Here is a 22,824-nt window from a genome sequence, read left to right as displayed (position 1 = left end):
TCCGATCACCTCAGCGACAGCCAGCCCAGCGTGAGCAGAATCCCGCCGATGATGACAGCCACCGCGACCGCCCAGATGCTGACACGCGCGCTGCCGGTGATCTGCTTGGCTTCCTCATTGCGCGCAATCTCGCGATTGCGCATCTTGTTGGCTTCGCTCGTGTCCGTCATGGGTCATCCAAATCGATCTGTTAGCTTGCGCGTGATCTTTTCCGAAAACGGCTACACACTTGCGCTGGCGCGGCCCTCCGGGTCCGGATCACGCGCTAACGCGTCTTGATGAAGCACATGCCGATGCGGCGCGAGGCCGCGGCGGCCTGGCAGGTCAGACCGTTAGCACAGCTCCATGACGTAAAACTCTTGTCCGGCGTTCCCGATCCCGGATCTTGCAGGGAACAATGCGCGCCCCAGCCGTCCTGATATTCGCTGCCGGCCAGCTCGCTTCTGCCGCGGGTCTGCGGCCTATCGGCAAATCCGCGTGAGAAATCAGGGCTTTTGCCGGCCGCGAACGCGGTCAGGATGTCGCGGCGGCGGAGCTGGTCGCCGAAGAAATGCGGCGAGGCCGGCACGATGGTGGAATTAGACGGCTTGTCCGCAAGCCAATCGACGCCCGGGAAATGGAAGCCGCCGATGCCTCGGGTCTGGTGGCAGCCGGCACAGGTGATGTCGTTGAGGCGGCGCTGGAAGCCTGCGACCGAACGGACGTTCTGCAGGTCGAGGCCGCGGGCGGCCGCCTGCTTCAGCGCGCCAACCACGTCATTGTCAGTGAAGACGGGATCGCCTTTGCCCTCCCCCTGCATCAAGCCGAACTCCGGCTGCAAGGCCGAAGCGTCGAGGCCGGCTGGGGTCGGCACCATTGCGGCCTTGGCCAGGAATTTCTCTGGGATCAGCACCGTGCCGCGATCGAACTCGCGCAAGTTCTCGGGCGCGAGCAGCCAGGCCTTGAAGTCGCGCCGCAGCGCGTCGTCGGCAAGAATGCGGTCGCGGTCGATCTGGTTCTCCAGCGTCGATTCCTCGAACGTCCTGGTGGCGGCGTCGTACTTGAACACCTTGAGAAGATAGTCGGAGCGGAAATCGTGCAGCGCCGATTTCGGCGCGACCGAGACCTGGATGTTGGTCTCGATCTGGTCGAGCATGGCGTCGTAAGGCTGGGCGCGGCTGCCGATCAAGCCCTGCCAGTCGCCATTGTCGAGCCAGCGCCGCGCGATCTCGGCGCAGCTGACCGGCTTGCCGTTCGCATCCGTCCGGCGCGCGTCGCGCGCCTTCATCACGAGATTGAACGTCATCGGCAGGCGCGTTGTGGTCTTGCTGCCATCCGGCCCGCCGTCGAACCGCGCGAGACGAAAGATCAGCCGGATCTCGCCGCAGGACTCTTGCGAGACATAGGCACGGTCCATGCGATTGACGATGCCGGCGAGCACGAACCGCGCCTCGCGCGATTTCAGATTGGCCCGATCGAACAATTGCGCGTCGAACCCCTCGCCGACGCCGATGGTCTCGCCCGGATAGGCCGACTTGTACCAGGCGATGTAGCGGTCGAATTCCGCATCGATCGCAGGCAGAATCGCTTTCAGCTGCGGCAGCGAGGCGAACATCAGCTCGGTCGTGAGCGGAACGTCGGAATTCCGCTCCGGCGACAAAAGACGCGAGATCGTCAGCGCATTAGTCTGGTCGAACTTGCGCAGGAGAGCGGGGTCGGTGATCGCGGTGCCGCGGGTCAGCGCAGTGCTCTCCGCTGCGAAGAGCGGAACGACCCCGCCCAGCAATGCGGCGGCAGCAACGAGAATTCGCAAGGCGCGGCCCATGCCTGAAGTAACACCGCGCAGGGATGCCTATTCAAGCAAAAAGGCGCCTCACATCGCGGTGAAGCGCCTCTTCGAAAGTCGGATACCGGACGCTCAGCGCGCCGTGATCAGCCCCTTGCTGGTGACGACCACCCAGCGACCATCCTGGCGGCGGATCGCATCGACACGGCCGAGGCCGGGGATGGGATCGCCGGGATAGACCTCGTAGAGGCCGTCGCGGCCCTCGATCAGCGCGCCGCCGTTGCCGGCGTTGCGCAGCCGCCAGCCTTCGATCGTCGGCAGACGTCCCACTTCGGTCTTGGGAGCTTCGGTCTTGGGAGCTGCGGCCGCCGCGGTCGCGACCTGTGTCGGCGCGATCGAGCCGGTGGTCTCCTTGGGCGCCGCTGCTGCGGCCTGCGCGGGCGCGGCGGGCGGCGTGGCGCGGAGCTTGTCGACGGCCTCGGACAGCCTTGCGATCCTGGCCAGCGGCTCGGCTTGCGCCTTTTCGAGCTTGTCCAGCCGGTCGTTGGCGCGGTTGAACTGGCTCAGGCCGGACTTCGAGCTCTGCTCGACATTGGCCTTCAGTGCGACCAAGTCGGCATCGATCCGCGCGACGGAGGCATCCAGCGCACTGGTGTCGGCGACCTGGACCGGCGCCTGGGCTGGAGCAGCGAAATGCATCACGCCGGCGGTCGCAAGCGCGCCGCTGATCGCGCCGACGCTGGCGGCAATCGCCACCACCGCGGCCATGGCCGACAGGTGACGCTTGCTGCCGGCCTCGCGCGGTTCGTCCGCCTTCACATGGGGGGCGAAGTCCTCACGGTCCCACGAACGATCCGAGGGCGCCATGACAATCAGCTTGCCGGGCTTCGGCTCGGGCTTGGCCTCAGTCTTGACTTCAGTCTTGGCTTCGACCTTCGGCACTTCGATCCGCGGCAGCTCAATCTTCGGGGCGTCCGCCTTGACCGGATCCGGCTTGGGCGGTGCTTCGTGGTCGGGGGCGATCGAGGGGGCGTCGATACCGGCGGCAGCCTCGAGGACCACCGGCGCTGTGGCGTCGACAGCACCGGAATCCTGGGCAGCCTGCTCGGGCATGGGTTCGCTCACGGCTCAAATACTCCAGTCTCGGTTGACCTTTTGGTAACTTTCATTGCTTGCGAAATCCTTACCTCGGGACCCGCTTACCGAAATTTTAGGAAGTTATCCGGGGCCGAATTGGGCCGGCAAAGTGGAACCGGTGTGGCGGGCGTCAAACAATTCGTAATCGGGGGGAAGATGAACGGCGGCGGAATGGGCGCTGGGCCGCTCATCCTTCGAGGCTCGCTACGCTCGCGCCTCAGGATGACGGAGAGCGTTGAGCGCGCTGCTGCTCCAGCGTCATTGCGAGCGCAGCGAAGCAATCCAGAATTCCTCCGCGGAGGCAGCCTGGATTGCTTCGCTACGCTCGCAACGACGGATGTGGAGTGGCGCCCGCTCCGTCCACATCACACTCCGTCACATCACGACCGGAGCATCCGGCAGTTCGTTCGCATGCGGCCCTTGCGGCGGGAAATGCCTTGCCAGCTGGCGCGACACCGCCTCGATGCCGCTGATCACGCCGCGTTCGAACTGACCGGACCTAAACTCGGCCTCCATCGCGCGGCAGATCGTCTCCCAGCCCTCGGCGCCAACCTTCGCATCGATGCCGCGATCGGCGATGATCTCGACGTCGCGGTCGGCGAGCAGGAGATAGATCAGAACGCCGTTGTTATGGGCGGTGTCCCAGATGCGCAGATGCGAGAACACGTCGAGCGCGCGCGCGCGGGCCGGCTGGTTGCGGAACAGTGGACGGCCGTCGAGCGCCCCTTCGACGACGAAGCGGACCTGGCCGGAATGGGTGGCTTCGCCGCGCTTGATCGCCTGCTCGATGCGGTCGAGCACGGCTTGCGGGAAAATCTGCTTCGCCCGCCAATGATGCTGCACAAGATGCGTGGCAATGCGCTTGATGCTCATGTCCTACCAGCTCCCCGAGGCACCGCCGCCGCCAAAACTGCCGCCACCGCCGCTGAAGCTGCCGCTGTCGCTGCTGCTGGAAGATCCGCTGCTCCAGCCACCCGAGGAGCCGCTCGACCACGAGCCGCCGCGCGAGCGACCTGTGCCCGGCGTGATCGCCGAAAACAGATCGGCGATAAATCCGATGATGAAGCCGAGGATTCCGACGGCCGCGGCGAGCGCGGCGGAGCCGAGGATGAACCAGGTCACCGCTGCGATGATGCCCCCGGTCACCAATGATCCGAGCAGCCGCCCCAGGATCGCGCGGAAAAACCCGCCGACGCCGATCGAGGCGAACAGCGCCACCGCGAACACCGGCGCGAGGTCGTCCAGATTGTGGGCGAAGTTGACGCTGCGCGAGGGTGACGGCAGCGGCTCGCCGTCGATCACCCGCATCATGCGGTCGACGCCTGCGCTGATGCCCGCGGCGAAATCGCCGCTCCTGAACTTGGGGGTGATGTCCTCGTCGATGATGCGCCGCGAGTTGACGTCGGTGAGCACGCCTTCGAGACCATAGCCGACCTCGATGCGCAAATGCCGGTCGTTCTTGGCGACGACGAGGATCGCGCCGTCGTCGACCTTCTTGCGACCGATCTTCCAGGCCTCCGCGACCCGGATCGAGAATTGCTCGATCGTCTCCGGCTGCGTGGTCGGGACGATCAGGACGGCGATCTGGCTGCCCTTGCGGTTCTCGAAATCGCGCAGCTTTTGCGTGAGCGTGGCGATGTCGCTGCTGGAGAGCGTGCCGGTCTGATCGACGACGCGGCCGGTGAGCTGGGGGACGGCGACGTCGGCGTGGGTGGGGAAGGCAAAGGTGAGGAGGAGTGCGATGGCGAGGACCGCGCACCACACCCTCGCTGTCATCGCCCGGCTGGACCGGGCGATCCAGTATTCCAGAGACGCCGGCGGGATGCGGAGAGGCCGCGGCGTACTGGATTCCCCGCCTTCGCGGGGAATGACAGTGGTGGGTAGGACGCGCATCGGGACCGAACGCGCTTACTTCGACGGCGCCGGTGCCGGATTGAAGTCCACCTTGGGCGCGGTCGAGATCGCCTTCTCGTTCTCGACCGTGAAGTTCGGCTTTTCCTTGTAGCCGAACGCCATCGCGGTGAGGTTGGTCGGGAACGATCGGATGGTGACGTTATAGTCCTGCACCGCCTTGATGTAGCGGTTGCGCGCGACCGTGATACGGTTCTCGGTGCCCTCGAGCTGCGACATCAAATCCTTGAACAAGGCATCGGACTTCAGCTGCGGATAGTTCTCGGTGACGACCAGGAGCCGCGACAGCGCGCTGGAGAGCTCGCCCTGCGCGGCCTGGAATTTCTGGAACGCGGCGGGATCGTTCAGCACCTCAGGCGTCGCCTGGATGCTGCCGACCTTGGCCCGCGCATTGGTGACGCCGAGCAGCACGTCCTTCTCCTGCTGGGCAAAGCCCTTCACCGAGTTGACGAGGTTGGGCACGAGGTCGGCGCGGCGCTGATACTGGTTCACGACCTCGGACCAATTGGCCTTGATCTGCTCGTCCTCGCTCTGGATCGCGTTGTAGCCGCAATTGGTCAGGCTCAGCGAGGCCAGGGCGGCCAGCACGGTCAGGATCTTGCGCATTAAATTTCTCCCGGTGGAATCCGACGCAAACTATCAGATTGCGCGCCCGAGAAAAGCAGCCGGCTGACGCAAGCCTCTTGCCTATCGCAGGCCGACATAGTCAACTCCCGCAAAACAAAAGCGGAAACGCCAGGGGGAACGCGATGTCCTCGTTCGAGACCATCCTCGTGGAACGGCCGGAGCCGGCGATCGTCCGTGTCGTGATGAACCGGCCCGAGGCGCGCAACGCGCAGAACCTGCAAATGACCTACGACCTCAACGCCGCATTCGATGCGGCGGTGCAGGACGACGCGGTCAAGGTGATCATTCTCGCCGGCAACGGGCCGCACTTCTCCTCCGGCCACGACCTGCGTCCCGGAGACAAGAATACCGCAGGGGTCGATTTTCCGCCGATTGGAAATTGGGGTGGCTTTGCCGAGCCGAACGCCCATGGCCGCTTCGCCCGCGAACAGGAAATTTATCTCCAGATCACGCGGCGCTGGCGCAACCTGGCGAAGCCCACCATTGCCGAGGTCCATGGCAAGTGCATCGCCGGCGGTCTGATGCTGGCCTGGGCCTGCGATCTCATCGTCGCCAGCGACGATGCGCAGTTCTGCGATCCCGTCGTCACCATGGGCGTCTGCGGCGTCGAATGGTTCGTGCATCCCTGGGAGCTGGGTGCGCGTAAGGCCAAGGAGTTCCTGTTCACCGCCGACAGCTGGAGCGCCGAGGAGGCGCACCAGCTCGGCATGGTCAACCAAATCGTGCCGCGCGCCGAGCTGTCGTCGCGCGTGCTGGAGCTGGCACGAAGGATCGCGACAAAGCCGTCCTTCGCGCTGAAGCTGACCAAGGAGGCGGTCAACCGCTCGGTCGACGTCATGGGCCAACCGGCCGCGATCGACCAGGCTTTTGCGCTGCATCAGCTCTGTCACGCGCACAATCTCCAGGAGTTCGGCATGATCGTCGATCCATCCGGCCTGCATCCCTCCGTGCGCAAGCCGCCGGCCGCCGCGGAGTAGACGCGATGGATCTCAATCTCAGTGACGAGCAAAAGTTGCTGCGCGAAAGCGCGGAACGCTTTGTAGTCGAAAGCTATGACGCCGATCATCGCCGCAAGATGGCGAATGACCCGCTCGGCTTCAGCCCGGCCGTTTGGAAGCAATTCGCCGAGCTCGGCTGGCTGGCACTGCCGCTTCCCGAAGAGTATGGCGGGCTCGGCGGCAACGCGGTCGATATCGGTATCCTGATGGAGGCCTTTGGCCGGGGCCTGGTGTCGGAGCCCTATGTCGCAACGGTCGTGCTCGGGGCCGCGCTGATCGCCAGATGCGGCACCAGCGAGCAGAAGCAGGCGAGCCTGCCCAAGGTGGCGGACGGATCGCTGAAGCTTGCCTTTGCGCATGCCGAGCGCGCCGCCCGGTTCGATCTTGCCAGGGTCACGACCAGCGCCAACAAGACAGGACAAGGCTGGCGCCTCTCCGGCAGCAAGATCGCCGTACTTGACGGACATGCCGCCGACGAGATCATCGTCTCCGCCCATATCCACGATCATCGGGGACCCCAGGGGCGGATCGGCCTGTTCCTCGTGCAGGCGACGACGTCAGGTCTCGTCATCAGCGATTATCCGCGTCTCGGCGGCGGACGGGCCTGCAACATCGAGCTGCTCGAGGCGCATCTGCCGGAAGACGCCCTGCTCGGCGACGGCAGCGATGCCCTGCCCGCGATCGAATGGGCGATCGATCGCGCCATGGCCTCGTTAGGGGCGGAAGCTGTCGGTATCATGCAGACCCTGCTCGACACCACGCTCGACTACACCAAGATCCGAAAACAATTCGGCCGGCCGCTCTCCGCCAACCAGGTGATCCGCCACCGCCTCGCCGACATGGCGATGCAGGTCGACGAGGCGCGCTCGATGGCGCTGCGGGCTGCGCTGAAGGCCGATAGCGCTGCGATCGAGCGTGCCCGGGCTGCGTCGGGCGCGAAGGCGAAGATCGGAAAATGCGCGCGCTTCGTCGGCGAGCAGTCGATCCAGCTCCATGGCGGCATGGGCGTCACCGAGGAGCTCGAGGTTGGCGCCTATTTCAAGCGGCTGGTCGCCTTCGACACGCTGTTCGGCGGCACCGCACATCATTATGCCCGCCACGCCGCGCTGGGCCGCAGGGCCGTCTCGGTCTAACAAGGAGCGCATCATGGACTTGTCGTTCAATGCCGAGGAGCGCGCCTTCCAGGACGAGGTGCGCGGATTCATCGCCAAGAACCTCACCGAGGAGATGAAGCGCGCGACCGCGCTGACGCCATCGGTGTTCTCCGACCCTGATATCGGCATGGCCTGGCAGCGCGCGCTGCACGCCCAGGGCTGGGGCGCGCCTGGCTGGCCGGTCGAATATGGCGGCCCCGATTGGACGCCGGCGCAGCGCTGGATCTTCGAGACAGAATGCGCCCGCGCCGGCGTGCCCAATGTCAACGTGATGGGCGTCAAGATGGTCGGGCCCGTCATCATCGGCTTCGGCAGCCCCGAGCAGAAGAATTTCTACCTGCCGCGGATTCTCTCCGGCGAGGATTATTGGTGTCAGGGCTATTCCGAGCCGGGGTCCGGCTCCGATCTCTCGTCGCTCAAGACCCGCGCGGTGCGCGACGGCGACGATTACATCATCAACGGCACCAAGATCTGGACCACGCACGCCCATCACGCCAACCGCATGTTCGCGCTGGTGCGCACCAGCGACGGGCCGCGGCAGCAGGACGGCATCAGCTTCATCCTGATCGACATGAAGACGCCGGGCATCACCACGCGCCCGATCCTGACCATCGGCGGCGACCACGAGGTCAACCAGGTGTTCTTCGACGACGTCCGCGTGCCGGTCGCCAACCGGGTCGGCGAGGAAGGCAAGGGCTGGACCTATGGCAAATACCTGCTCGAGTTCGAGCGCGGCGCGGGCATCGCCTCGGCCAAGCTGCGCGAAGGCTTGAAGGCGATCGCGGATCTCGCCGAGTCCGACCTCACGGGGCGGGCGATCGACAGCCCCGACATCGCAACGCGGATCTCGGAGGTGGAGGTCGATATCGACGCGCTGGAGATGACGGAGCTGCGCGTGCTCTCGGCACTCCAGACCGGCCAGAATCCCGGTGCGGTGTCGTCGATCCTGAAGCTGCGCAACAGCGAGATCCGCCAGGCCGTCACGCGGCTCGGGGCCGACGTGATCGGCCACGACGCCCTCGCCGTCGAGCCGATGCGCCCGCTCTACAAGCTCAACCACGAGCCGGCGACGCCTGAGGAGATGCTGACGGTGATGCCGGAATATCTCAACGGCCGCGCCTACACCATCTTCGGCGGCACCTCGGAGATCCAGCGCGACATCATCGCGAAGATGATGCTGGGGATTTGAGGGCTACGATCTCTCCCTTGTCATTGCGAGGAGCTCTTGCGACGAAGCAATCCAGAATCTTTCCGCGGAGATAAACTGGATTGCTTCGCTACACTCGCAATGACGGTGCACTTGTGGCCATTAGCCCGCCTTCGCGTCCCGGATCGCCTGCCAGATCTTCTGCGGCGTCAGGGGCGTGTTGAGCTGGGTGATTCCGAGCTCGGCGAGCGCGTCCATCACGCCGTTGGTGACGCAGGGCGGGCCACCGATGGCGCCGGACTCGCCGCAGCCTTTGGCGCCGAGCGGATTGGTGCGGCAGCGCGCGGTGTCGTCGAGCGTCACCACGATCGGCGGCACGTCGTCGGCGCGCGGGATGCAATAATCCTGGTAGCTCGCGGTCAGCAGCTGGCCGTCGGCATCGTAGGAGACGCCCTCATACAGCGCCTGGCCAATGCCCTGCGCTACGCCGCCATGGATCTGCCCCGTGACCAGCATCGGGTTCACGGCGACGCCGACGTCGTCGACGGTGGTGTAGCGCACGACCTTGGAGACGCCGGTCTCGGGATCGATCTCGACCTCGCAGATATGCGTGCCGTTCGGCCAGCTCGGTCCATCCACCTCGCCTTCGGAATCGACGCTGAGCTTGGCGCCGTTCTCCTTCTCGGCGAGATCGAACAGGCTGATGCGGCGGTCGGTGCCAACCACGGTGAGCAAGCCGCCCTGATATTCGATGTCCTCGACCGAGGTCTCCAGCACGTTCGCCGCCTTCTCGCGCGCCTTCTGGATCAGATCGTTGGAGGATACCGCGACCGCGGTGCCGCCGACGAACAGCGAGCGCGAGCCGACGCTACCGAAGCCCATGGCGAGATCAGTGTCGCCCTGCACGACGTCGATCTTGTCGAGGGGGATACCGAGCGAGTCGGAGATCATCTGGGTGTAGGTGGTCTGCAAGCCCTGCCCCATCGCCATGGTGCCGGAATGCAGCACGACGCGCCCTTGCGAGGTCGCGTGCAGGCTGACCTTCTCGGTGTGGGCGCGGCCGCCGGTCCACTCGATGTAGGAGGTGAGGCCGCGGCCGTAGAGCAGGCCCTTCTTCTTCGCCGCCTTCTTGCGCGCGGCAAAGCCGTCCCAGTCGGCAAGCTTCACGGCGCGGTCGAGCATGTGCGCGAAGGCGCCGGAATCGTAGACCTGGCCGGCCGCATTGGTATAGGGCAGCTGCGCCGGCTTGATGTAGTTGGCTTTGCGGATCGCACGTGGATCCATGCCGATTTTTCGCGCAGCAGCGTCGAACAGGCGCTCGACGATGAAGACGGCCTCAGGCCGGCCCGCGCCGCGATAGGCGCCGACAGGCGCGGTGTGGGTCATCACCGTCTTCACCTCAAAGTGCACCAGGGGCAGGTCATAGACACCGGTCTGAACGAACGGCCCGAGCACCAGCGGGATGATGTTGGCCGCGCCTGAGGAATAGGCCCCGGTGCAGCCGATCGACTTGACGCGATAGGCCAGCACCTTGCCCTTCTCGTCCAGCGCGAAGGACGCCGTCGAGGTCAGATCGCGGCCGTGGGTGCCGCCGACGAATTCGTCGGTGCGATCGCCGCGCCAGCGAATCTTCTTGTTCAGCTTGGTCGCGGCATAGGCGACGATGCCGTCTTCGGGATAGAGATTGGTCTTCTGGCCGAAGCCGCCGCCGATGTCGCCGACCAGCACGCGGACGCTGTCCTTCGGACGCTTGAGCACAGCCTCCGCCAGCACGTCGCGGGTCGAGGCCGGCGTCTGCGACTGCACGTGCAGCAAGAGACGGCCGGACTTCTTGTCGATCTCGGCAATGGTCGAGCGCGGCTCCATCGCGGACGGAACGAGACGCTGGCTGACGATATCGAGCTCGACCGTATGCGCCGCCTTGACAAAAGCCTCGTCGACCTTGGCGGCATCGCCGTAAGCCATCGCGCCGACGATGTTGTCGGGCGCCTCCGGCCACACCACGGGCGCGCCTGATTTCACCGCCTCGACGGGATCGACCACCGCGGGCTGCACGTCATATTCGACCGCGATCGCTTCAGCCGCGCTCTGCGCTTCCACGCGCGATGATGCCACCACCGCGGCCACGGCCTCGCCGGCATAGCGCACGACCTCGTGGGCGAGCAGCCGGCGCGGCGCCACCGTCATCGGCTTGCCGTCCGGGCGCTTGAAGATGTTCAGCGTCGGTATGGTGCCGATGTCGTCCTTGATGAGGTCCGCGCCGGTGTAGATCGCAGCGACGCCGGGCATCGAGGCCGCGGCACTGGTGTCGATCGCGACGATCTTCGCGTGGGCGTGCGGCGAGCGCAGCAGGTGCAACCACAAGGCGCCGTCCGCCGGCTTGTCGTCGATGAACTGTCCCTTCCCGGTGAGTAGCCTCTGATCTTCCAAACGCTTGACGGGCTGCCCCGCTCCGAAACGCAAATTGCCGGGAAGAATGTTCATTCCGCTGTATCCTCGAGATCCGGAAAACGACCGCGGCGGTTTTAACCGATTTTGCGCGCCAGACAACCGAGCCCCGGCACATCTGCAATGCGCATCAAGGCCCCTTGCAGGCGCGGATTGGCTAAAGCGCGATGAGATTTGGACGAATCGTCATCGCGCTTAAGGTCTTTGTTGAGCATGATCTCTTCGGAAAACCGCTTCACACTTTTCCGGATCATGCTCTAGGACCGGTCGATATCCACGATGCCCACATTGACATCGCGGCTGTCGGAGCCGCGTTTAACCGTGAGCCGAACGGTCTTCCCGGCCCCGGCCTGCTCCAGCGCATCGGTCAGGTCGGAGAGGCGGCGCACCGGCTTGCCTTCGGCCGCGGTGATGATGTCTCCGACCGCGCCCGTCGAAAAGTTGACGCCGCGAATGCCTGCCCGCTCGGCAGGACTGCCGGGGGCCGTGCGCACCACGATCAACCCCTCGACGCCAAGCCGCGTCGCGACATCCTCGCCGGCGGCGACGATGCCGATGCCGGGCGTCGGCACGCGACCATTGCGGATGAGCTCGGGCACGATCCGGTTCACGACATCGACCGGCACCGCAAAGCCGATGCCGGCGTTCGAGCCGGACGGCGATATGATGGCGGTGGTGACGCCGATCAGCCGGCCGGCGGAATCCAGCAACGGCCCGCCTGAATTGCCCGGGTTGATCGCGGCATCGGTCTGGATGACATTGGCGATCTCCCGGCCGCCATGGGTCGGGAGCCGGCGCTTGAGCGCGCTGATGATGCCGGAGGTCATCGACTGATCCAGCCCGAAGGGATTGCCGATCGCGAAGGCGGATTGCCCGACCTTCAGGTCACTCGAACTGCCGAGAGCGATCGGCGCTGGAAGCTGGCGCACGCTGCGAATGCGCAGCACCGCGAGATCGTAATTGGGCGCCGTGCCGACCAGGTCGACCCTGGCCACTTCACCCGACGCAAAGCGCACGGCGATCTCGCCGCCATTGGCGATGACGTGATTGTTCGTCACCAGGTGACCCTCGCCGTCCCAGACGAATCCCGTGCCGGAAGCGCCGCCACCGCCCTGGCTCTCCTCGCCCATGAGGGGACTTGCCGCCGACCTGGCCGCGACCTGAACGACCGATGGCGATACGCGTTCGAAGATGTCGATGGTTGCCTTTTCGCCATCCGACAGCGGGCCGCGCTGCTCGACGGCACGTGCGGAGGGCGCCGCCCATGGGACATATGAGATCGGGACATGCAGGATTTTCGCGGCAGTGACGGCGAGCAGCAGGGCGGCGAAGGCGGCCGCGGCAATCGCGTAGCGACGATTCATTGGTGACCACCGTGTCTTGTGCTGAACGCGGGCTCTGACATGCGCATGCGTAGGCGACAGAGGTCGCTGACGCAGCAACGTCGCAAACGGACGGAAGTTTCTCGGTTGGGCAGGTAAGGGCCTTTTTGGCTCCCGCAGGGGTGCCGGGGCATATTGCCGCGTGGCAAACAGCTATGTCAGCTCGCGCAACGCAGCTTCCACCACCTTGCGCGCCTCGGCCGTCAGCGGTGCCTGCGGCGGGATGGGGTCGCCAACGTCATAGCCCTGAATCGAAAGGCCGGCCTTGATGCAGGCCGCGAGATTGAAGCGGGCGAAGGCTTCGTTGATCCGCCAGAGCCGGCGCTGCAGCGCCATCGCCTCGTCCCAGCGGCCGGCCTTGCTGAGTTCGTAGAGCATCACGCTCTGGCGCGGGATGATGCAGGCAGGTCCCGCCATCCAGCCGCGGCCGCCGATCAGCATCACCGCCGCCGGAATGTGGGCGGAGGCGGAGAACACGCGCAAGGCGTCGCCGCAGCGGTTCATGATCGAGAGCAGCCGGCCGGTGTTGGTCGAGGCATCCTTGATGTAGCCGATGCGCGGATGCTCGGCGAGGCGCGCGATGACGTCGAGGGTGAGATCGGAGCGCTGGAATTGCGGATTGGTGTATATGACGACGGGAATGTCCACGGCATCGGCGATGGCGCGGAAGTAGGATTCGACCTGCGCATCGGCCAGCGGGAAATACGCCTCCAGGATAGCCAGGATGCCGTCGGCCCCACACTTCTGGTAGGCTTTCGCTTGCGCCACCGCATCCGCCGTCGAAGTCGAGGCGACGCCGGCGACAACAGGCACGCGGCCTTGCGCGGCCTCAATTGTGGTCTGCACGACCGCCGTGCGTTGCGCGGCGTTGAGATAGGCGAATTCGCCGGTCGAGCCCAGCGGCGTCAGCCCGTGCACGCCGGCGCCGATCAGGTCGTCGCAGAGTTTTGCCAGCACGTTGGTCCGCACCGTGCCATCGGCATCGACGGGCGAGACGAGGTACGGAAAGACACCGTGGAATTCGGACATGTCGGCGCGGATCCCGGTCGATAGGTTTGCGTCTGCCGCTCTTACCAATGCCGGCGCCGGCGATCAAACCCTGAGCAGACGCACCCGCGTGCCCCAGGGATCGATCGCCTCCACCCCATCCGCGAGCGCCGTGACTTTCGCACCGCCCTTGCGCAGCCGTTCTTCCTGCGCGGCGAGCAGCTCCGGCTTTGCCATCACCAGCGAGAACCAGGCAAGGCCGGTCGCGGACTCGTCGCGCTGGCCGGCGCCCTGGCTCTGCCAGACGTTCATTCCGAGGTGATGGTGATAGCGACCCGACGACAGGAACGCGGCGCCGTTGCGCTTGCGGGTCGGGTCGAGGCCGACCGTGCCGTGGTAGAAGCTCTCGGCCTGCGCGAGATCGCCGACGCGCAGATGCATGTGGCCGATGCGCATTCCGTCCGGCGCCTTGGCGTAATCAGGGACGCGCGGATTGGTCAGTGACAGCAGGTCGGGGATGTTGAGCTCGTCGGTCGCCATCTTCACGCTGCCCTCGCTCCACTGCCATTGCGAGGGATCGCGGTCGGCATAGATCTCGATGCCGTTGCCTTCGGGGTCGTCAAGATAGACGGATTCGCTGACGAGATGATCGGCAAAGCCCGACAACGGCACGCGGTGCGAGGCGGCATGAACCAGCCAGCGCGCCAGATCCTTGCGCGTCGGCATCAGGAAGGCGGTGTGGTAGAGGCCGGCGGCGCTGCGCGGCTCGATCGCCGCATCGGGCCGGGCCTCCAGCACCAGCAGCGTGAGGCCTGACGTGCCGAGCCTGGCTGTGGCCGCCGAGCGCTCCATCACGGTGAGGCCGATCACGTCGCGGTAGTAATCGGCAACCTTGTCGAGGTTCTTCACCCGCAGCGTTACCATGCCGACCCGCATCGGCGTGCGGCTGGCAAAGGTCGGGCCGCCGCCCTGCGGTGTGCCCTCGGCACGGGCTGCGGCTGCGGCGGCCATCGCGAGCGAGGTGGCGCCGGCGAGTTGCAGCAGGGTGCGGCGGGTGAGGTCGATTGTCATGAGGGCTCGAAATCCTAGAGGCCACGGGGCGCAATTTCGGGATTGCTACACGTTCCCGTGAGGCGCTCCCAATCACATGTTCGTCGGCCGTGGTCCTACGGAGGTCCGCCGCTCTCCCCTGTTCTGGTCCTCGTTCTGCTCCTGGCCACCCGGCCAGTTTCGCAATCGCCTGCGGCATCCCAGATTGAGGGCAACTTACAGGAGCCCGCCATGACCGATCCTAGTCCCCTGTCCTCACTGTCGTCCGCGCTCGCGGAATTGGTGGCGCGCACCGCGCCGTCCGTCGTTTCCGTGCATTCGCATCGCTCCCGCTCAACCGGCTTCGTCTGGAAGAGCGGGCTCATTGTCACCGCGGACGAGGCACTGGCCGACGAGGGCGAGGTCGAGATCGGCCTCGCCGACGGTAGCCGGGCCGCCGCCACGATCGCCGGGCGCGACCACACGACCGACATTGCGCTGCTGCGCACCGAGGCCGCGGTCACGCCGGTCAAGCTTGCCACCACGGTCCCACCGCTTGGCACGTTGTCGATCGTGGTCGCGACCAACCGGGAGACACCCAGTGCGGCGCTTGGGATGGTCTCGGCGTCCGGCAAGAGCTGGCGCTCCTTGCGCGGCGGCGACATCGATGCGCGGATCGAGCTCGACGTTCGCCTCAGCGGCGGTCAGCAGGGTGGCCTCGCGCTCGACGCATCGGGCGACGCCTTCGGCATGGCCGTGCTGGGGCCGCGGCGGGTGCTCGTCATACCGACGGCAACGATCGAGCGCGTCGCGCCGCAGTTGGAAAGCCGCGGCCGCATCGCGCGCGGCTATCTCGGCCTCGGGCTGCAGCCGGTGCGCCTCGACGACGGCATCGGCGCGATGGTGATGAATGTCGACAAGGCCGGGCCTTCCGCCGCGGCCGGTATCCGACAGGGCGACGTGATCGTGGCGGTCAACGATCAAAAGCTGTCGGGCGTGCGCGCGCTGTCGCAGGCGCTGGGACCTGCGAGCGTCGGCGCGGTGGTCGAGATCGCCGCGCGCCGCGGCGGCGAGCCGGTCAGCTTCAAGGTCACGGTCGGCGAGAGGCCGGAGGCGTGAGCGAGGACAAGGCGGCCGAGATCGTACTCGCCCTGGAGATCGACGATCCCGCCCTCGCCGATCGCCTGTCGGCCCTGCTCGGCAATGTCGCCGGGCTGCGCCTCGCTGCGCCCAGCGAAGCCGCCGCGGCGACGATTGTCGCCCGCGATCCGCGCATCAGCCCTGCGGACATCGCGCTGACGCAGCGCGAGCTCGACGTGCTGGCGCTGATGGCCGAGGGTGCCTCCAACAAGATGATCGCGCGGCAGCTCGGCATCTCCGTGCACACCGTGAAATTCCATGTCGGCTCGTTGCTCGACAAGCTCGATGCCACCGGTCGCACCGATGCAGTCGCGCATGCGGCACGCCGCGGCGTGATCGAGCTCTGAGTCACCGAGCCTCACTTCGCCGAAATCGGCGGGAAGCTGAGCTCGACCTTCAGGCCCGGCGCATTGTCATGCAGCGCAATCTCGGCGCCATGAAGCCGCGCGACCGCGGCGACGAGGCTGAGACCGAGGCCGTTGCCCGGCGTGTAGCGGCTCTGCTCGAGCCGGTAAAAGCGCTTGAAGACATGATCGCGCTGCTCGGCGGGAATGCCAGGACCGTCGTCGGCAATCGAGATCACCGCACCGCCATCGGTCCTGCGGCAGCTCACGATCACCTGCCCGCCCCTGCGGCCGTGCTTGATCGCGTTGTCGACGAGATTGGCGATGGCGTCGAACAAAAGGTCGCGGTCGCCGGTGATCGCGACCTCGCGGTCGCCATCGAAACTGAGGCGCGTGGCAATTTGCTCGGCGGCGGCATCGTAGAGCTCGACCACCTCGGCGGCGATCTCGGAAAGATCAAGCACGCGGAAGGCGCCGGTGCGGGCGCGGGTCTCGATCTCCGAGATCCGCGTGATCGAGGCGAACATGCCGAGCACGGCATCGAGATCGGCGATGGTGTCGCCGATCAGCGCGGCGTCCGTCTCGCTGTTGCGCGGGGCGTGATAGGCCTTCTCCAGCCGGCCGCGCATCCGCGTCAGCGGCGTGCGCAAATCGTGCGCGACATTGTCGCTGACCTGCTTGACCTCGCCCATCAGCGTCTCGATGCGGTCGAGCATCTGATTGAGGTTTTCGGCGACGCGATCCCACTCGTCGTTGCTGCCGCGCAAGGGGATGCGCTGGTCGAGGCCTGCGAGCATGATGGCGCGGCTGGTGGCATTGATCTGCTCGATCCGCCCCACGGTGCGCCGCGTCACCAGCACGGCCGCAAGCCCGGCGAGCACCAGCAGGAGCGCGGCGACGGCAGCCATCGCGAGCTCGATCATGCCGGTGAAGCCGTCATGATCGCCGACCGTGCCGAGCCGGCTCTCCACATAGGCCAGGGTGCCGAAATAGACGTAAGCCATGATCGCCGCGACGATCATTCCGAACGCTGCGATCGCGATCAGCGCCAGGCGGAAGGTCGAGGAGCGGAGCGTCTTAGCCAGGAGCACGGAGGCAATATCCGATGCCGCGGATGGTGTGGATCAGCGGATAGGCCTGGGCATCGTCGACCTTGCGGCGGACGCGGCCGACATAGACATCGATGATGTTGGTGGAGGGATCGAAATGCAGGTCCCAGACGTGCTGCAGCAGCATCGCGCGGGAGACGACGCGGCCCTCGTTGCGGACGAGATATTCGAGCAGCTGAAATTCCCGCGGCAGCAGCGGGATCTTGCGGCCGCGGCGAGAGGCGCTGCGCGCGATCAGGTCGACGGCGAGATCGCCGACGCGCAGCAGCGTTTCCTTGGCGATGGTCTCGCTGCGGCGGCCGAGCGCCTCGAGCCGCGCCAGCAATTCGGTGAAGGAAAACGGCTTGACGAGGTAGTCGTCGCCGCCGGCGCGCAGGCCGCGCACGCGGTCGTCGACTTCGCCGAGCGCGGAGATGATCAGGAAGGGGGCGGCAACGCCGTCGTCGCGCAGCTGGCGCATCACGCTGATGCCGTCGATATCGGGCAACATGCGGTCGATGGTGATCACCGCATAGTCGCGCGCGGCGCCATGGCTGAGGGCTTCGCGCCCGGTGGCGGCGAGGTCGACGTCGTAGCCCGAAACCGTCAGCTCCTCGACGAGCTGGCCTGCGGTCTCCGGATCGTCCTCGACGACCAGGATGCGACGGTGACCTCCGGTCATGCAAAACTCCGCGCGACAATCGCCACCAGACTATCCCGTTCCGGGGCTGGACGGAACCGCCCGGTGGCGATCGCGACAATGGTGCGGCACGGCGATGCTAGTACCAATAGTCTCCGCACACATTGACCCATTGCCATCCATAGGGCGTCCAGCTCCTGCGCCAGCAGCCGTCATTGTAGCCGGCGTAGACATAGGGGGCGCCGAAGACGGCGAACCGACGGAAATGGTGGTGATGGCGGAAGCCGTGATGGCCATGCCAGCCCGCGCCGGCGAAGCGCGGCCCGATCGCCGCATGCGCGAACCGTGCCCCGCCGAAGCCGGAACCGCCGACGTGAGCGAAGCGTGCACCGCCCATGCCGCCGGCCCGCATACCGCCAAAGCCGCCGGCGTGCATGCCGCCGCCGAAATGCCCAGCGCCGCCGAAATGGCCACCATGCCCGCCACCGCCATGGCCGCCACCGCCAAAGCCGCCGCGCGCGAGCGCCGGTGAGGCGACCGCCATCATGGCCGCGATCACGCTCGCCGTGAGGCCTTTGAGAAGCCTGTTGTTCATCGAAGCGTCCTCCTTGCAGTGCGGTCGCCTTGGCGCCGCCCGAGGACGTTCAGATGAGAGCAAGGGACCGGCATCTTCAACTTACAAACGCGCCAGATTCTGACGCGGGTGTTAGGAGGCGAGTCCCAGCTCTCTCCCCGTCATTGCGAGGAGCCCTTGCGACGAAGCAATCCAGAGTCTTTCCGCGGTGGGATTCTGGATTGCTTCCGCCTTCGCCGAAGGCTTCGGCGGACAAGTCGCTGCGCTCGCAATGACGATGTGGATGGAGCGAGGTCCGACCTCTCCCCGCAGAGAGCGGGGAGAGATTAAAAAGAGGTCACGCCCGCTTGCCGTTGTTCTTCTCCGCCGCGCGGCGCAGCGCTTCGGCGAGCGCGCCGCCGCCCGAGGGCTCCTGCTTGCGCGGCGCGGACGAGGTCATGCGGCTGGCGTTGCGCTGATTGTTGTCGCGCTGCATGCCCGGTGCGTCCTTCTTTGGCCCGACCTCGTCGTCGAGGCGCAGCGTCAGCGAGATGCGCTTGCGGGCGACCTCGAAGTCCAGCACCTTCACCTTGACGATGTCGCCGGGCTTCACCACCTCGCGCGGGTCCTTGATGTAGGTCTTGGACATCGCCGAGATGTGCACGAGGCCGTCCTGGTGCACGCCGATGTCGACGAAGGCGCCGAAGGCGGCGACGTTGGTCACGGTCCCCTCGAGGATCATGCCCTTCTTGAGATCCTTGATCTCCTCGACGCCCTCCTTGAACACCGCGGCCTTGAACGCCGGGCGCGGATCGCGGCCCGGCTTTTCGAGCTCGCGCAGGATGTCGGTCACGGTCGGCAGACCGAAGGTCTCGTCGACGAAATCCTTCGGCTTCAAGGTGCGAACGACGTCGCCGTTGCCGATCAGCGCCTTGATGTCGCTCTTGGTCGCTTCGAGAATCCGCCGCACCACGGGATAGGCCTCGGGATGCACGCCGGAGGCATCGAGCGGATCCTCGCCGCCGAGGATGCGCAAGAAGCCCGCGCACTGCTCGAACGCCTTCGGCCCGAGCCGCGGCACGTCCTTGAGCGCCTTGCGCGACTTGAACGGACCGTTGGCGTCGCGATGCGCCACGATGCTCTGGGCCAGGCCGGAGCCGACGCCCGAGACGCGCGCCAGCAGCGGCGCGGAGGCGGTGTTGACGTCGACACCGACCGCGTTCACGCAATCCTCGACCACGGCATCGAGCGATTTGGCGAGCTTGGCCTGGCCGAGGTCGTGCTGATATTGGCCGACGCCGATCGCCTTCGGCTCGATCTTGACGAGCTCGGCGAGCGGGTCCTGCAGGCGCCGCGCGATCGACACCGCGCCGCGCAGGGTGACGTCGAGGCCGGGCAGCTCCTCCGAGGCGAAGGCCGAGGCCGAATAGACCGATGCGCCGGCTTCCGACACCACGATCTTGTTCATCTTCAGCTCAGGCAGACCCTTGACCAGCTCGGTCGCGAGCTTGTCGGTCTCGCGCGAGGCGGTGCCGTTGCCGATCGCGATCAGCTCGACGCGGTGCTTGATCGCGAGCCGGCCGAGGGTCGCCAGCGACTCGTTCCACTGCCGCTGCGGCTCGTGCGGATAGATCGCGGTGGTGTCGACCACCTTGCCGGTGGCATCGACCACGGCAACCTTCACCCCGGTGCGATAGCCAGGATCGAGCCCCATGGTGACGCGGGTGCCGGCGGGCGCGGCCAGCAGGAGGTCGCGCAGGTTCGAGGCGAACACGCGCACGGCCTCGGTCTCGGCCGAGTTCCACAGCCGCATGCGCAGATCGATATTGAGATGCACCTGGATCTTGGTGCGCCAGGCCCAGCGCACGGTGTCGATCAGCCAGCGGTCGCCGGGGCGCTTGAGGTCGGCAATGCCGAACCGCTTCATGATCTTCAATTCATAGGCGCTCGGCACGCCCGGCGGCGGCGCTTCCGCCTCGGCCTGGATCTGGAGATCGAGGATCTCTTCCTTCTCGCCGCGGAACATCGCGAGGATGCGGTGCGAGGGCAGCTTGGTCAGCGGCTCGGAGAAATCGAAATAGTCGGCGAATTTCTCGCCCTCGGTCTTCTTGCCGTCGCGCACCTTGGAGGCCATGCGCGCATTGGTCCACATCTCCTCGCGCAAGCTCCCGATCAGGTCGGCGTCCTCGTCGAAACGCTCGACCAGGATGGCGCGCGCACCATCGAGTGCAGCAGCCGCGTCCGCAACGCCCTTCTCCGCGTTGATGAAGCCTTCCGCCACGACCTTCGGATCATCGCCGGGCTCGGCCATGAGCTGATTGGCGAGCGGCTCGAGGCCGGCTTCCTTGGCGATCTCCGCCTTGGTGCGGCGCTTCGGCTTGAACGGCAGATAGATGTCCTCGAGGCGGGCCTTGCTGTCGGCCGCCATGATGCTGGCTTCCAGCGCGGCGTCGAGCTTGCCCTGCTCGCGGACCGATTCGAGGACGGCCTTGCGACGGTCCTCGAGCTCGCGCAGGTAAACCAGGCGCTCCTCCAGGGTGCGCAATTGCGCGTCGTCGAGCGCACCGGTCGCTTCCTTGCGGTAGCGGGCGATGAAGGGAACCGTGGCGCCGCCGTCGAGCAGCGTCACCGCCGCCTCGACCTGCTCGGCGCGAACCCTAAGCTCCTGCGCAATCTTCTGGTTGATGTTGGCCACGCGAGATTCCCTCTGTCCTAGCACGCGGGCGCAGGGGCGAACCACCGGCCGCGGGACGCCGCTTATGGACCAACCAAGGTTGATTCATCAAGGTGCGGCGCGCAATCGTCGACAGAGGATTTTTTTTGCCCGACCGATGCCATCTCGCCACATTCGTCGATTTGAGGCCGCGCTCTCGTGTCCCGGACGCAGCGCAGCGCGCCAGCGATGCGAGCGAAAGTGTTTAGCCCGGAGACATGACTGACAGGTGTTCGGGGACATGGTTGACACGTCAAAATCGGCTCGATTCGTCAAACAAGGGGGCGAGCGATGCCGTGGCGAGAGGTGTCAGTCATGGATCAACGGCGAGAGTTTGTGATGCTTGCCAAGCAGGAAGGAGCGAACCTACGGCAGCTGAGAATGCGACAAATCGGAAATTCTGTAAAGGCGAATCTTTTCGCGCACGCGGATTGACCAGCCGGTCGGGTGTTTTGCCCGTCGGGCAACGCAAGGTCTTGTAGGGCGGATTAGCCGAAGGCGTAATCCGCCGCTTTGATCCCCGCGGAGACAGAAGAGGCGGATTACGCTTCGCTAATCCGCCCTACGCACTTGCACCTTGACATCACCCCCGTTCCACGGCTGGTGGGCTCGCCGGGCCACCGAACCAAGGACCAATCATGCGTACGACATCGGTCGGCGTCTTCAGGATCGCCACCACGGGCCCCGGCGATGTCTCCGGCCTGATGGAGTTGATCGGGTCTGGCGCGATCGATCCCCACGCGATCCTCGCCGTTCTCGGCAAGACCGAAGGCAATGGCGGCGTCAATGATTTTACCCGGGAATACGCGGTGGCCGCGCTATGTACGGCGCTGGCGCCCAAGCTCGGCCTGTCGCCGGAGGCCGTCGAGCAGCGGATCGCCTTCGTGATGTCCGGCGGCACCGAGGGCGTGCTGAGCCCGCACGTCACGGTGTTCACGCGCCGCGAAGCCGAGCGCCCGGCAGGCCTCTCCGGCAAGCGCCTCAGCATCGGCATGGCGCAGACGCGCGACTTCCTGCCCGAGGAGCTCGGGCGCTCGGCGCAGATCACCGAGACGGCCAGGGCCGTGAAGGCTGCGATGGCAGATGCCGGCATCAGCGATCCCGCGGACGTCCATTTCGTGCAGATCAAATGCCCGCTGCTGACCAGCGACCGCGTCGCGGCGGCACATGCGCGCGGCAACACAACGGCGACGACGAGCTCTTACAGCTCGATGGCCTATTCGCGCGGCGCCTCCGCGCTCGGCGTTGCGGTCGCGCTCGGCGAGATCGCCTCCAACATCAGGGACGAGGATGTGCTGCGGCGCTACGACCTGTTCTCGAAGGTCGCCTCGACCTCGTCCGGGATCGAGCTGATGCATAATGTCGTCATCGTGCTCGGCAACTCGGTATCTTCAGCGAGTGAGTGCGAGATCGGGCATGCCGTGACGGGGGATGCCATCGACGCCGCGGCGGTGACCGCGGCATTGGAGAGCGTCGGGCTTGGTGCAAATCCGCGGCCGGGCCGCGCGCTCGTCAACATCTTCGCCAAGGCGGAGGCCTCGCCTGACGGCAGCGTGCGCGGCTTTCGCCACACCATGCTGGAGGACACCGACATCAGCTCGACCCGCCACGCCCGCGCCGCCGTCGGCGGCCTGATTGCAGGTCTCGCCGGCACCGGTGCGGTCTATGTCTCCGGCGGCGCCGAGCATCAGGGGCCCGCCGGTGGCGGACCGGTTGCAGTGATCGCACGACTGTCGGATTGATACGGCCTTCCTCTGCGAC

The 22,824-nt window shown here is 66.2% G+C and carries 21 protein-coding genes; 6 read left to right on the top strand and 15 right to left on the bottom strand.

The genetic code is table 11. The features are described 5' to 3' along the window. Window positions 1-5: 5 nt before the first annotated feature. The 6 genes from N2602_RS07860 to N2602_RS07835 all read right to left on the bottom strand — a co-directional run bounded on the left by N2602_RS07860 (window position 6) and on the right by N2602_RS07835 (window position 5,419). Entirely contained in the window at window positions 6-170 is a 165-nt protein-coding gene (locus N2602_RS07860; RefSeq protein WP_212259817.1) for a hypothetical protein, read from the bottom strand. Between the two features lie 95 nt (window positions 171-265). Further along, on the bottom strand, window positions 266-1,804 hold the full coding sequence (locus tag N2602_RS07855; protein ID WP_260382262.1) for a hypothetical protein: 1,539 nt from the start codon (window positions 1,802-1,804) through the stop codon (window positions 266-268). 93 nt (window positions 1,805-1,897) lie between these two features. Continuing rightward, window positions 1,898-2,878 carry a hypothetical protein gene (locus N2602_RS07850; RefSeq protein ID WP_260383619.1) on the bottom strand — a complete coding sequence of 327 codons (981 nt, stop codon included), beginning with the start codon at window positions 2,876-2,878 and terminating at the stop codon, window positions 1,898-1,900. A gap of 399 nt (window positions 2,879-3,277) precedes the next feature. After that, window positions 3,278-3,775, bottom strand: coding sequence for a TPM domain-containing protein (locus tag N2602_RS07845; RefSeq protein ID WP_260382261.1), 498 nt, complete (start codon window positions 3,773-3,775; stop codon window positions 3,278-3,280). Between the two features lie 3 nt (window positions 3,776-3,778). Beyond that, entirely contained in the window at window positions 3,779-4,678 is a 900-nt protein-coding gene (locus N2602_RS07840; RefSeq protein WP_260382260.1) for a YgcG family protein, read from the bottom strand. 132 nt (window positions 4,679-4,810) lie between these two features. Then, entirely contained in the window at window positions 4,811-5,419 is a 609-nt protein-coding gene (locus tag N2602_RS07835; protein ID WP_212259825.1) for a LemA family protein, read from the bottom strand. Window positions 5,420-5,562: 143 nt separating this feature from the next. Here N2602_RS07835 and N2602_RS07830 point away from each other — a divergent pair, with 143 nt between their 5' ends. Genes N2602_RS07830 through N2602_RS07820 form a run of 3 tightly spaced genes read left to right on the top strand, consistent with a single transcriptional unit; the run spans window position 5,563 to window position 8,781 of the window. Beyond that, window positions 5,563-6,417: an enoyl-CoA hydratase gene (locus tag N2602_RS07830; RefSeq protein ID WP_172788434.1), complete on the top strand. Its 855-nt coding sequence runs from the start codon at window positions 5,563-5,565 to the stop codon at window positions 6,415-6,417. A 5-nt stretch (window positions 6,418-6,422) separates the two neighbouring features. Continuing rightward, window positions 6,423-7,571 carry an acyl-CoA dehydrogenase family protein gene (locus N2602_RS07825; protein ID WP_260382259.1) on the top strand — a complete coding sequence of 383 codons (1,149 nt, stop codon included), beginning with the start codon at window positions 6,423-6,425 and terminating at the stop codon, window positions 7,569-7,571. Window positions 7,572-7,584: 13 nt separating this feature from the next. Next, on the top strand, window positions 7,585-8,781 hold the full coding sequence (locus N2602_RS07820) for an acyl-CoA dehydrogenase family protein (RefSeq protein WP_172788436.1): 1,197 nt from the start codon (window positions 7,585-7,587) through the stop codon (window positions 8,779-8,781). A gap of 120 nt (window positions 8,782-8,901) precedes the next feature. On the opposite strand, the gene N2602_RS07815 is transcribed toward N2602_RS07820, so the two are convergent. From N2602_RS07815 to N2602_RS07795, 5 genes are all read right to left on the bottom strand, one after another. Next, a complete protein-coding gene (locus tag N2602_RS07815) occupies window positions 8,902-11,223 on the bottom strand; it encodes a xanthine dehydrogenase family protein molybdopterin-binding subunit (RefSeq protein WP_260382258.1) in 2,322 nt (773 codons plus the stop codon). A 41-nt stretch (window positions 11,224-11,264) separates the two neighbouring features. Beyond that, window positions 11,265-11,441 (bottom strand): hypothetical protein, encoded by a 177-nt coding sequence (locus N2602_RS07810; protein ID WP_260382257.1) that lies wholly within the window; start codon window positions 11,439-11,441, stop codon window positions 11,265-11,267. Window positions 11,442-11,444: 3 nt separating this feature from the next. Continuing rightward, window positions 11,445-12,551, bottom strand: a complete 1,107-nt coding sequence (locus tag N2602_RS07805) for a S1C family serine protease (protein WP_260382256.1) — start codon at window positions 12,549-12,551, stop codon at window positions 11,445-11,447. 171 nt (window positions 12,552-12,722) lie between these two features. Next, window positions 12,723-13,598 (bottom strand): dihydrodipicolinate synthase family protein, encoded by an 876-nt coding sequence (locus N2602_RS07800; protein WP_260382255.1) that lies wholly within the window; start codon window positions 13,596-13,598, stop codon window positions 12,723-12,725. 63 nt (window positions 13,599-13,661) lie between these two features. Further along, window positions 13,662-14,627, bottom strand: a complete 966-nt coding sequence (locus tag N2602_RS07795; protein ID WP_260382254.1) for a VOC family protein — start codon at window positions 14,625-14,627, stop codon at window positions 13,662-13,664. 210 nt (window positions 14,628-14,837) lie between these two features. Here N2602_RS07795 and N2602_RS07790 point away from each other — a divergent pair, with 210 nt between their 5' ends. Together N2602_RS07790 and N2602_RS07785 are read left to right on the top strand one after the other, a co-directional pair. Continuing rightward, entirely contained in the window at window positions 14,838-15,704 is an 867-nt protein-coding gene (locus N2602_RS07790; protein ID WP_260382253.1) for a S1C family serine protease, read from the top strand. Continuing rightward, window positions 15,701-16,072 (top strand): response regulator transcription factor, encoded by a 372-nt coding sequence (locus tag N2602_RS07785; RefSeq protein WP_260382252.1) that lies wholly within the window; start codon window positions 15,701-15,703, stop codon window positions 16,070-16,072. The genes N2602_RS07790 and N2602_RS07785 overlap by 4 nt, the downstream gene beginning before the upstream one ends. An 11-nt stretch (window positions 16,073-16,083) precedes the next feature. Here the strand turns inward: N2602_RS07785 and N2602_RS07780 are convergent, their stop codons facing one another. From N2602_RS07780 to N2602_RS07765, 4 genes are all read right to left on the bottom strand, one after another. After that, complete coding sequence (locus N2602_RS07780; protein ID WP_260382251.1) at window positions 16,084-17,160, bottom strand: HAMP domain-containing sensor histidine kinase; 1,077 nt, start codon at window positions 17,158-17,160, stop codon at window positions 16,084-16,086. Next, the gene (locus N2602_RS07775; RefSeq protein ID WP_172788444.1) at window positions 17,147-17,839 is read right to left on the bottom strand and encodes a response regulator transcription factor; all 693 of its coding nucleotides are present in this window, start codon (window positions 17,837-17,839) and stop codon (window positions 17,147-17,149) included. The genes N2602_RS07780 and N2602_RS07775 overlap by 14 nt, the downstream gene beginning before the upstream one ends. Before the next feature lie 97 nt (window positions 17,840-17,936). Next, a complete protein-coding gene (locus tag N2602_RS07770; RefSeq protein ID WP_212259847.1) occupies window positions 17,937-18,392 on the bottom strand; it encodes a hypothetical protein in 456 nt (151 codons plus the stop codon). Window positions 18,393-18,708: 316 nt separating this feature from the next. After that, on the bottom strand, window positions 18,709-21,045 hold the full coding sequence (locus tag N2602_RS07765) for a Tex family protein (protein ID WP_260382250.1): 2,337 nt from the start codon (window positions 21,043-21,045) through the stop codon (window positions 18,709-18,711). Window positions 21,046-21,701: 656 nt separating this feature from the next. Between N2602_RS07765 and N2602_RS07760 the strand changes: the two genes are divergently transcribed. Beyond that, on the top strand, window positions 21,702-22,805 hold the full coding sequence (locus tag N2602_RS07760) for a ring-opening amidohydrolase (RefSeq protein WP_260382249.1): 1,104 nt from the start codon (window positions 21,702-21,704) through the stop codon (window positions 22,803-22,805). Window positions 22,806-22,824: the final 19 nt, after the last annotated feature.

Origin of the sequence: Bradyrhizobium sp. NC92, assembly GCF_025200865.1 — a bacterium.
Classification (GTDB): Bacteria; Pseudomonadota; Alphaproteobacteria; order Rhizobiales; family Xanthobacteraceae; genus Bradyrhizobium.
The sequence above is the reverse complement of the archived record's forward strand: the minus strand, read 5'-3'. Positions and strand labels throughout refer to the sequence as shown.

Bases quoted from the DNA above. Each gene is read 5' to 3' on its own strand.
- N2602_RS07860 (WP_212259817.1), bottom strand. From the start codon at position 170: ATGACGGACACGAGCGAAGCCAACAAGATGCGCAATCGCGAGATTGCG.
- N2602_RS07855 (WP_260382262.1), bottom strand. From the start codon at position 1,804: ATGGGCCGCGCCTTGCGAATTCTCGTTGCTGCCGCCGCATTGCTGGGC.
- N2602_RS07850 (WP_260383619.1), bottom strand. From the start codon at position 2,878: ATGCCCGAGCAGGCTGCCCAGGATTCCGGTGCTGTCGACGCCACAGCG.
- N2602_RS07845 (WP_260382261.1), bottom strand. From the start codon at position 3,775: ATGAGCATCAAGCGCATTGCCACGCATCTTGTGCAGCATCATTGGCGG.
- N2602_RS07840 (WP_260382260.1), bottom strand. From the start codon at position 4,678: ATGACAGCGAGGGTGTGGTGCGCGGTCCTCGCCATCGCACTCCTCCTC.
- N2602_RS07835 (WP_212259825.1), bottom strand. From the start codon at position 5,419: ATGCGCAAGATCCTGACCGTGCTGGCCGCCCTGGCCTCGCTGAGCCTG.
- N2602_RS07830 (WP_172788434.1), top strand. From the start codon at position 5,563: ATGTCCTCGTTCGAGACCATCCTCGTGGAACGGCCGGAGCCGGCGATC.
- N2602_RS07825 (WP_260382259.1), top strand. From the start codon at position 6,423: ATGGATCTCAATCTCAGTGACGAGCAAAAGTTGCTGCGCGAAAGCGCG.
- N2602_RS07820 (WP_172788436.1), top strand. From the start codon at position 7,585: ATGGACTTGTCGTTCAATGCCGAGGAGCGCGCCTTCCAGGACGAGGTG.
- N2602_RS07815 (WP_260382258.1), bottom strand. From the start codon at position 11,223: ATGAACATTCTTCCCGGCAATTTGCGTTTCGGAGCGGGGCAGCCCGTC.
- N2602_RS07810 (WP_260382257.1), bottom strand. From the start codon at position 11,441: ATGATCCGGAAAAGTGTGAAGCGGTTTTCCGAAGAGATCATGCTCAAC.
- N2602_RS07805 (WP_260382256.1), bottom strand. From the start codon at position 12,551: ATGAATCGTCGCTACGCGATTGCCGCGGCCGCCTTCGCCGCCCTGCTG.
- N2602_RS07800 (WP_260382255.1), bottom strand. From the start codon at position 13,598: ATGTCCGAATTCCACGGTGTCTTTCCGTACCTCGTCTCGCCCGTCGAT.
- N2602_RS07795 (WP_260382254.1), bottom strand. From the start codon at position 14,627: ATGACAATCGACCTCACCCGCCGCACCCTGCTGCAACTCGCCGGCGCC.
- N2602_RS07790 (WP_260382253.1), top strand. From the start codon at position 14,838: ATGACCGATCCTAGTCCCCTGTCCTCACTGTCGTCCGCGCTCGCGGAA.
- N2602_RS07775 (WP_172788444.1), bottom strand. From the start codon at position 17,839: ATGACCGGAGGTCACCGTCGCATCCTGGTCGTCGAGGACGATCCGGAG.
- N2602_RS07770 (WP_212259847.1), bottom strand. From the start codon at position 18,392: ATGAACAACAGGCTTCTCAAAGGCCTCACGGCGAGCGTGATCGCGGCC.
- N2602_RS07760 (WP_260382249.1), top strand. From the start codon at position 21,702: ATGCGTACGACATCGGTCGGCGTCTTCAGGATCGCCACCACGGGCCCC.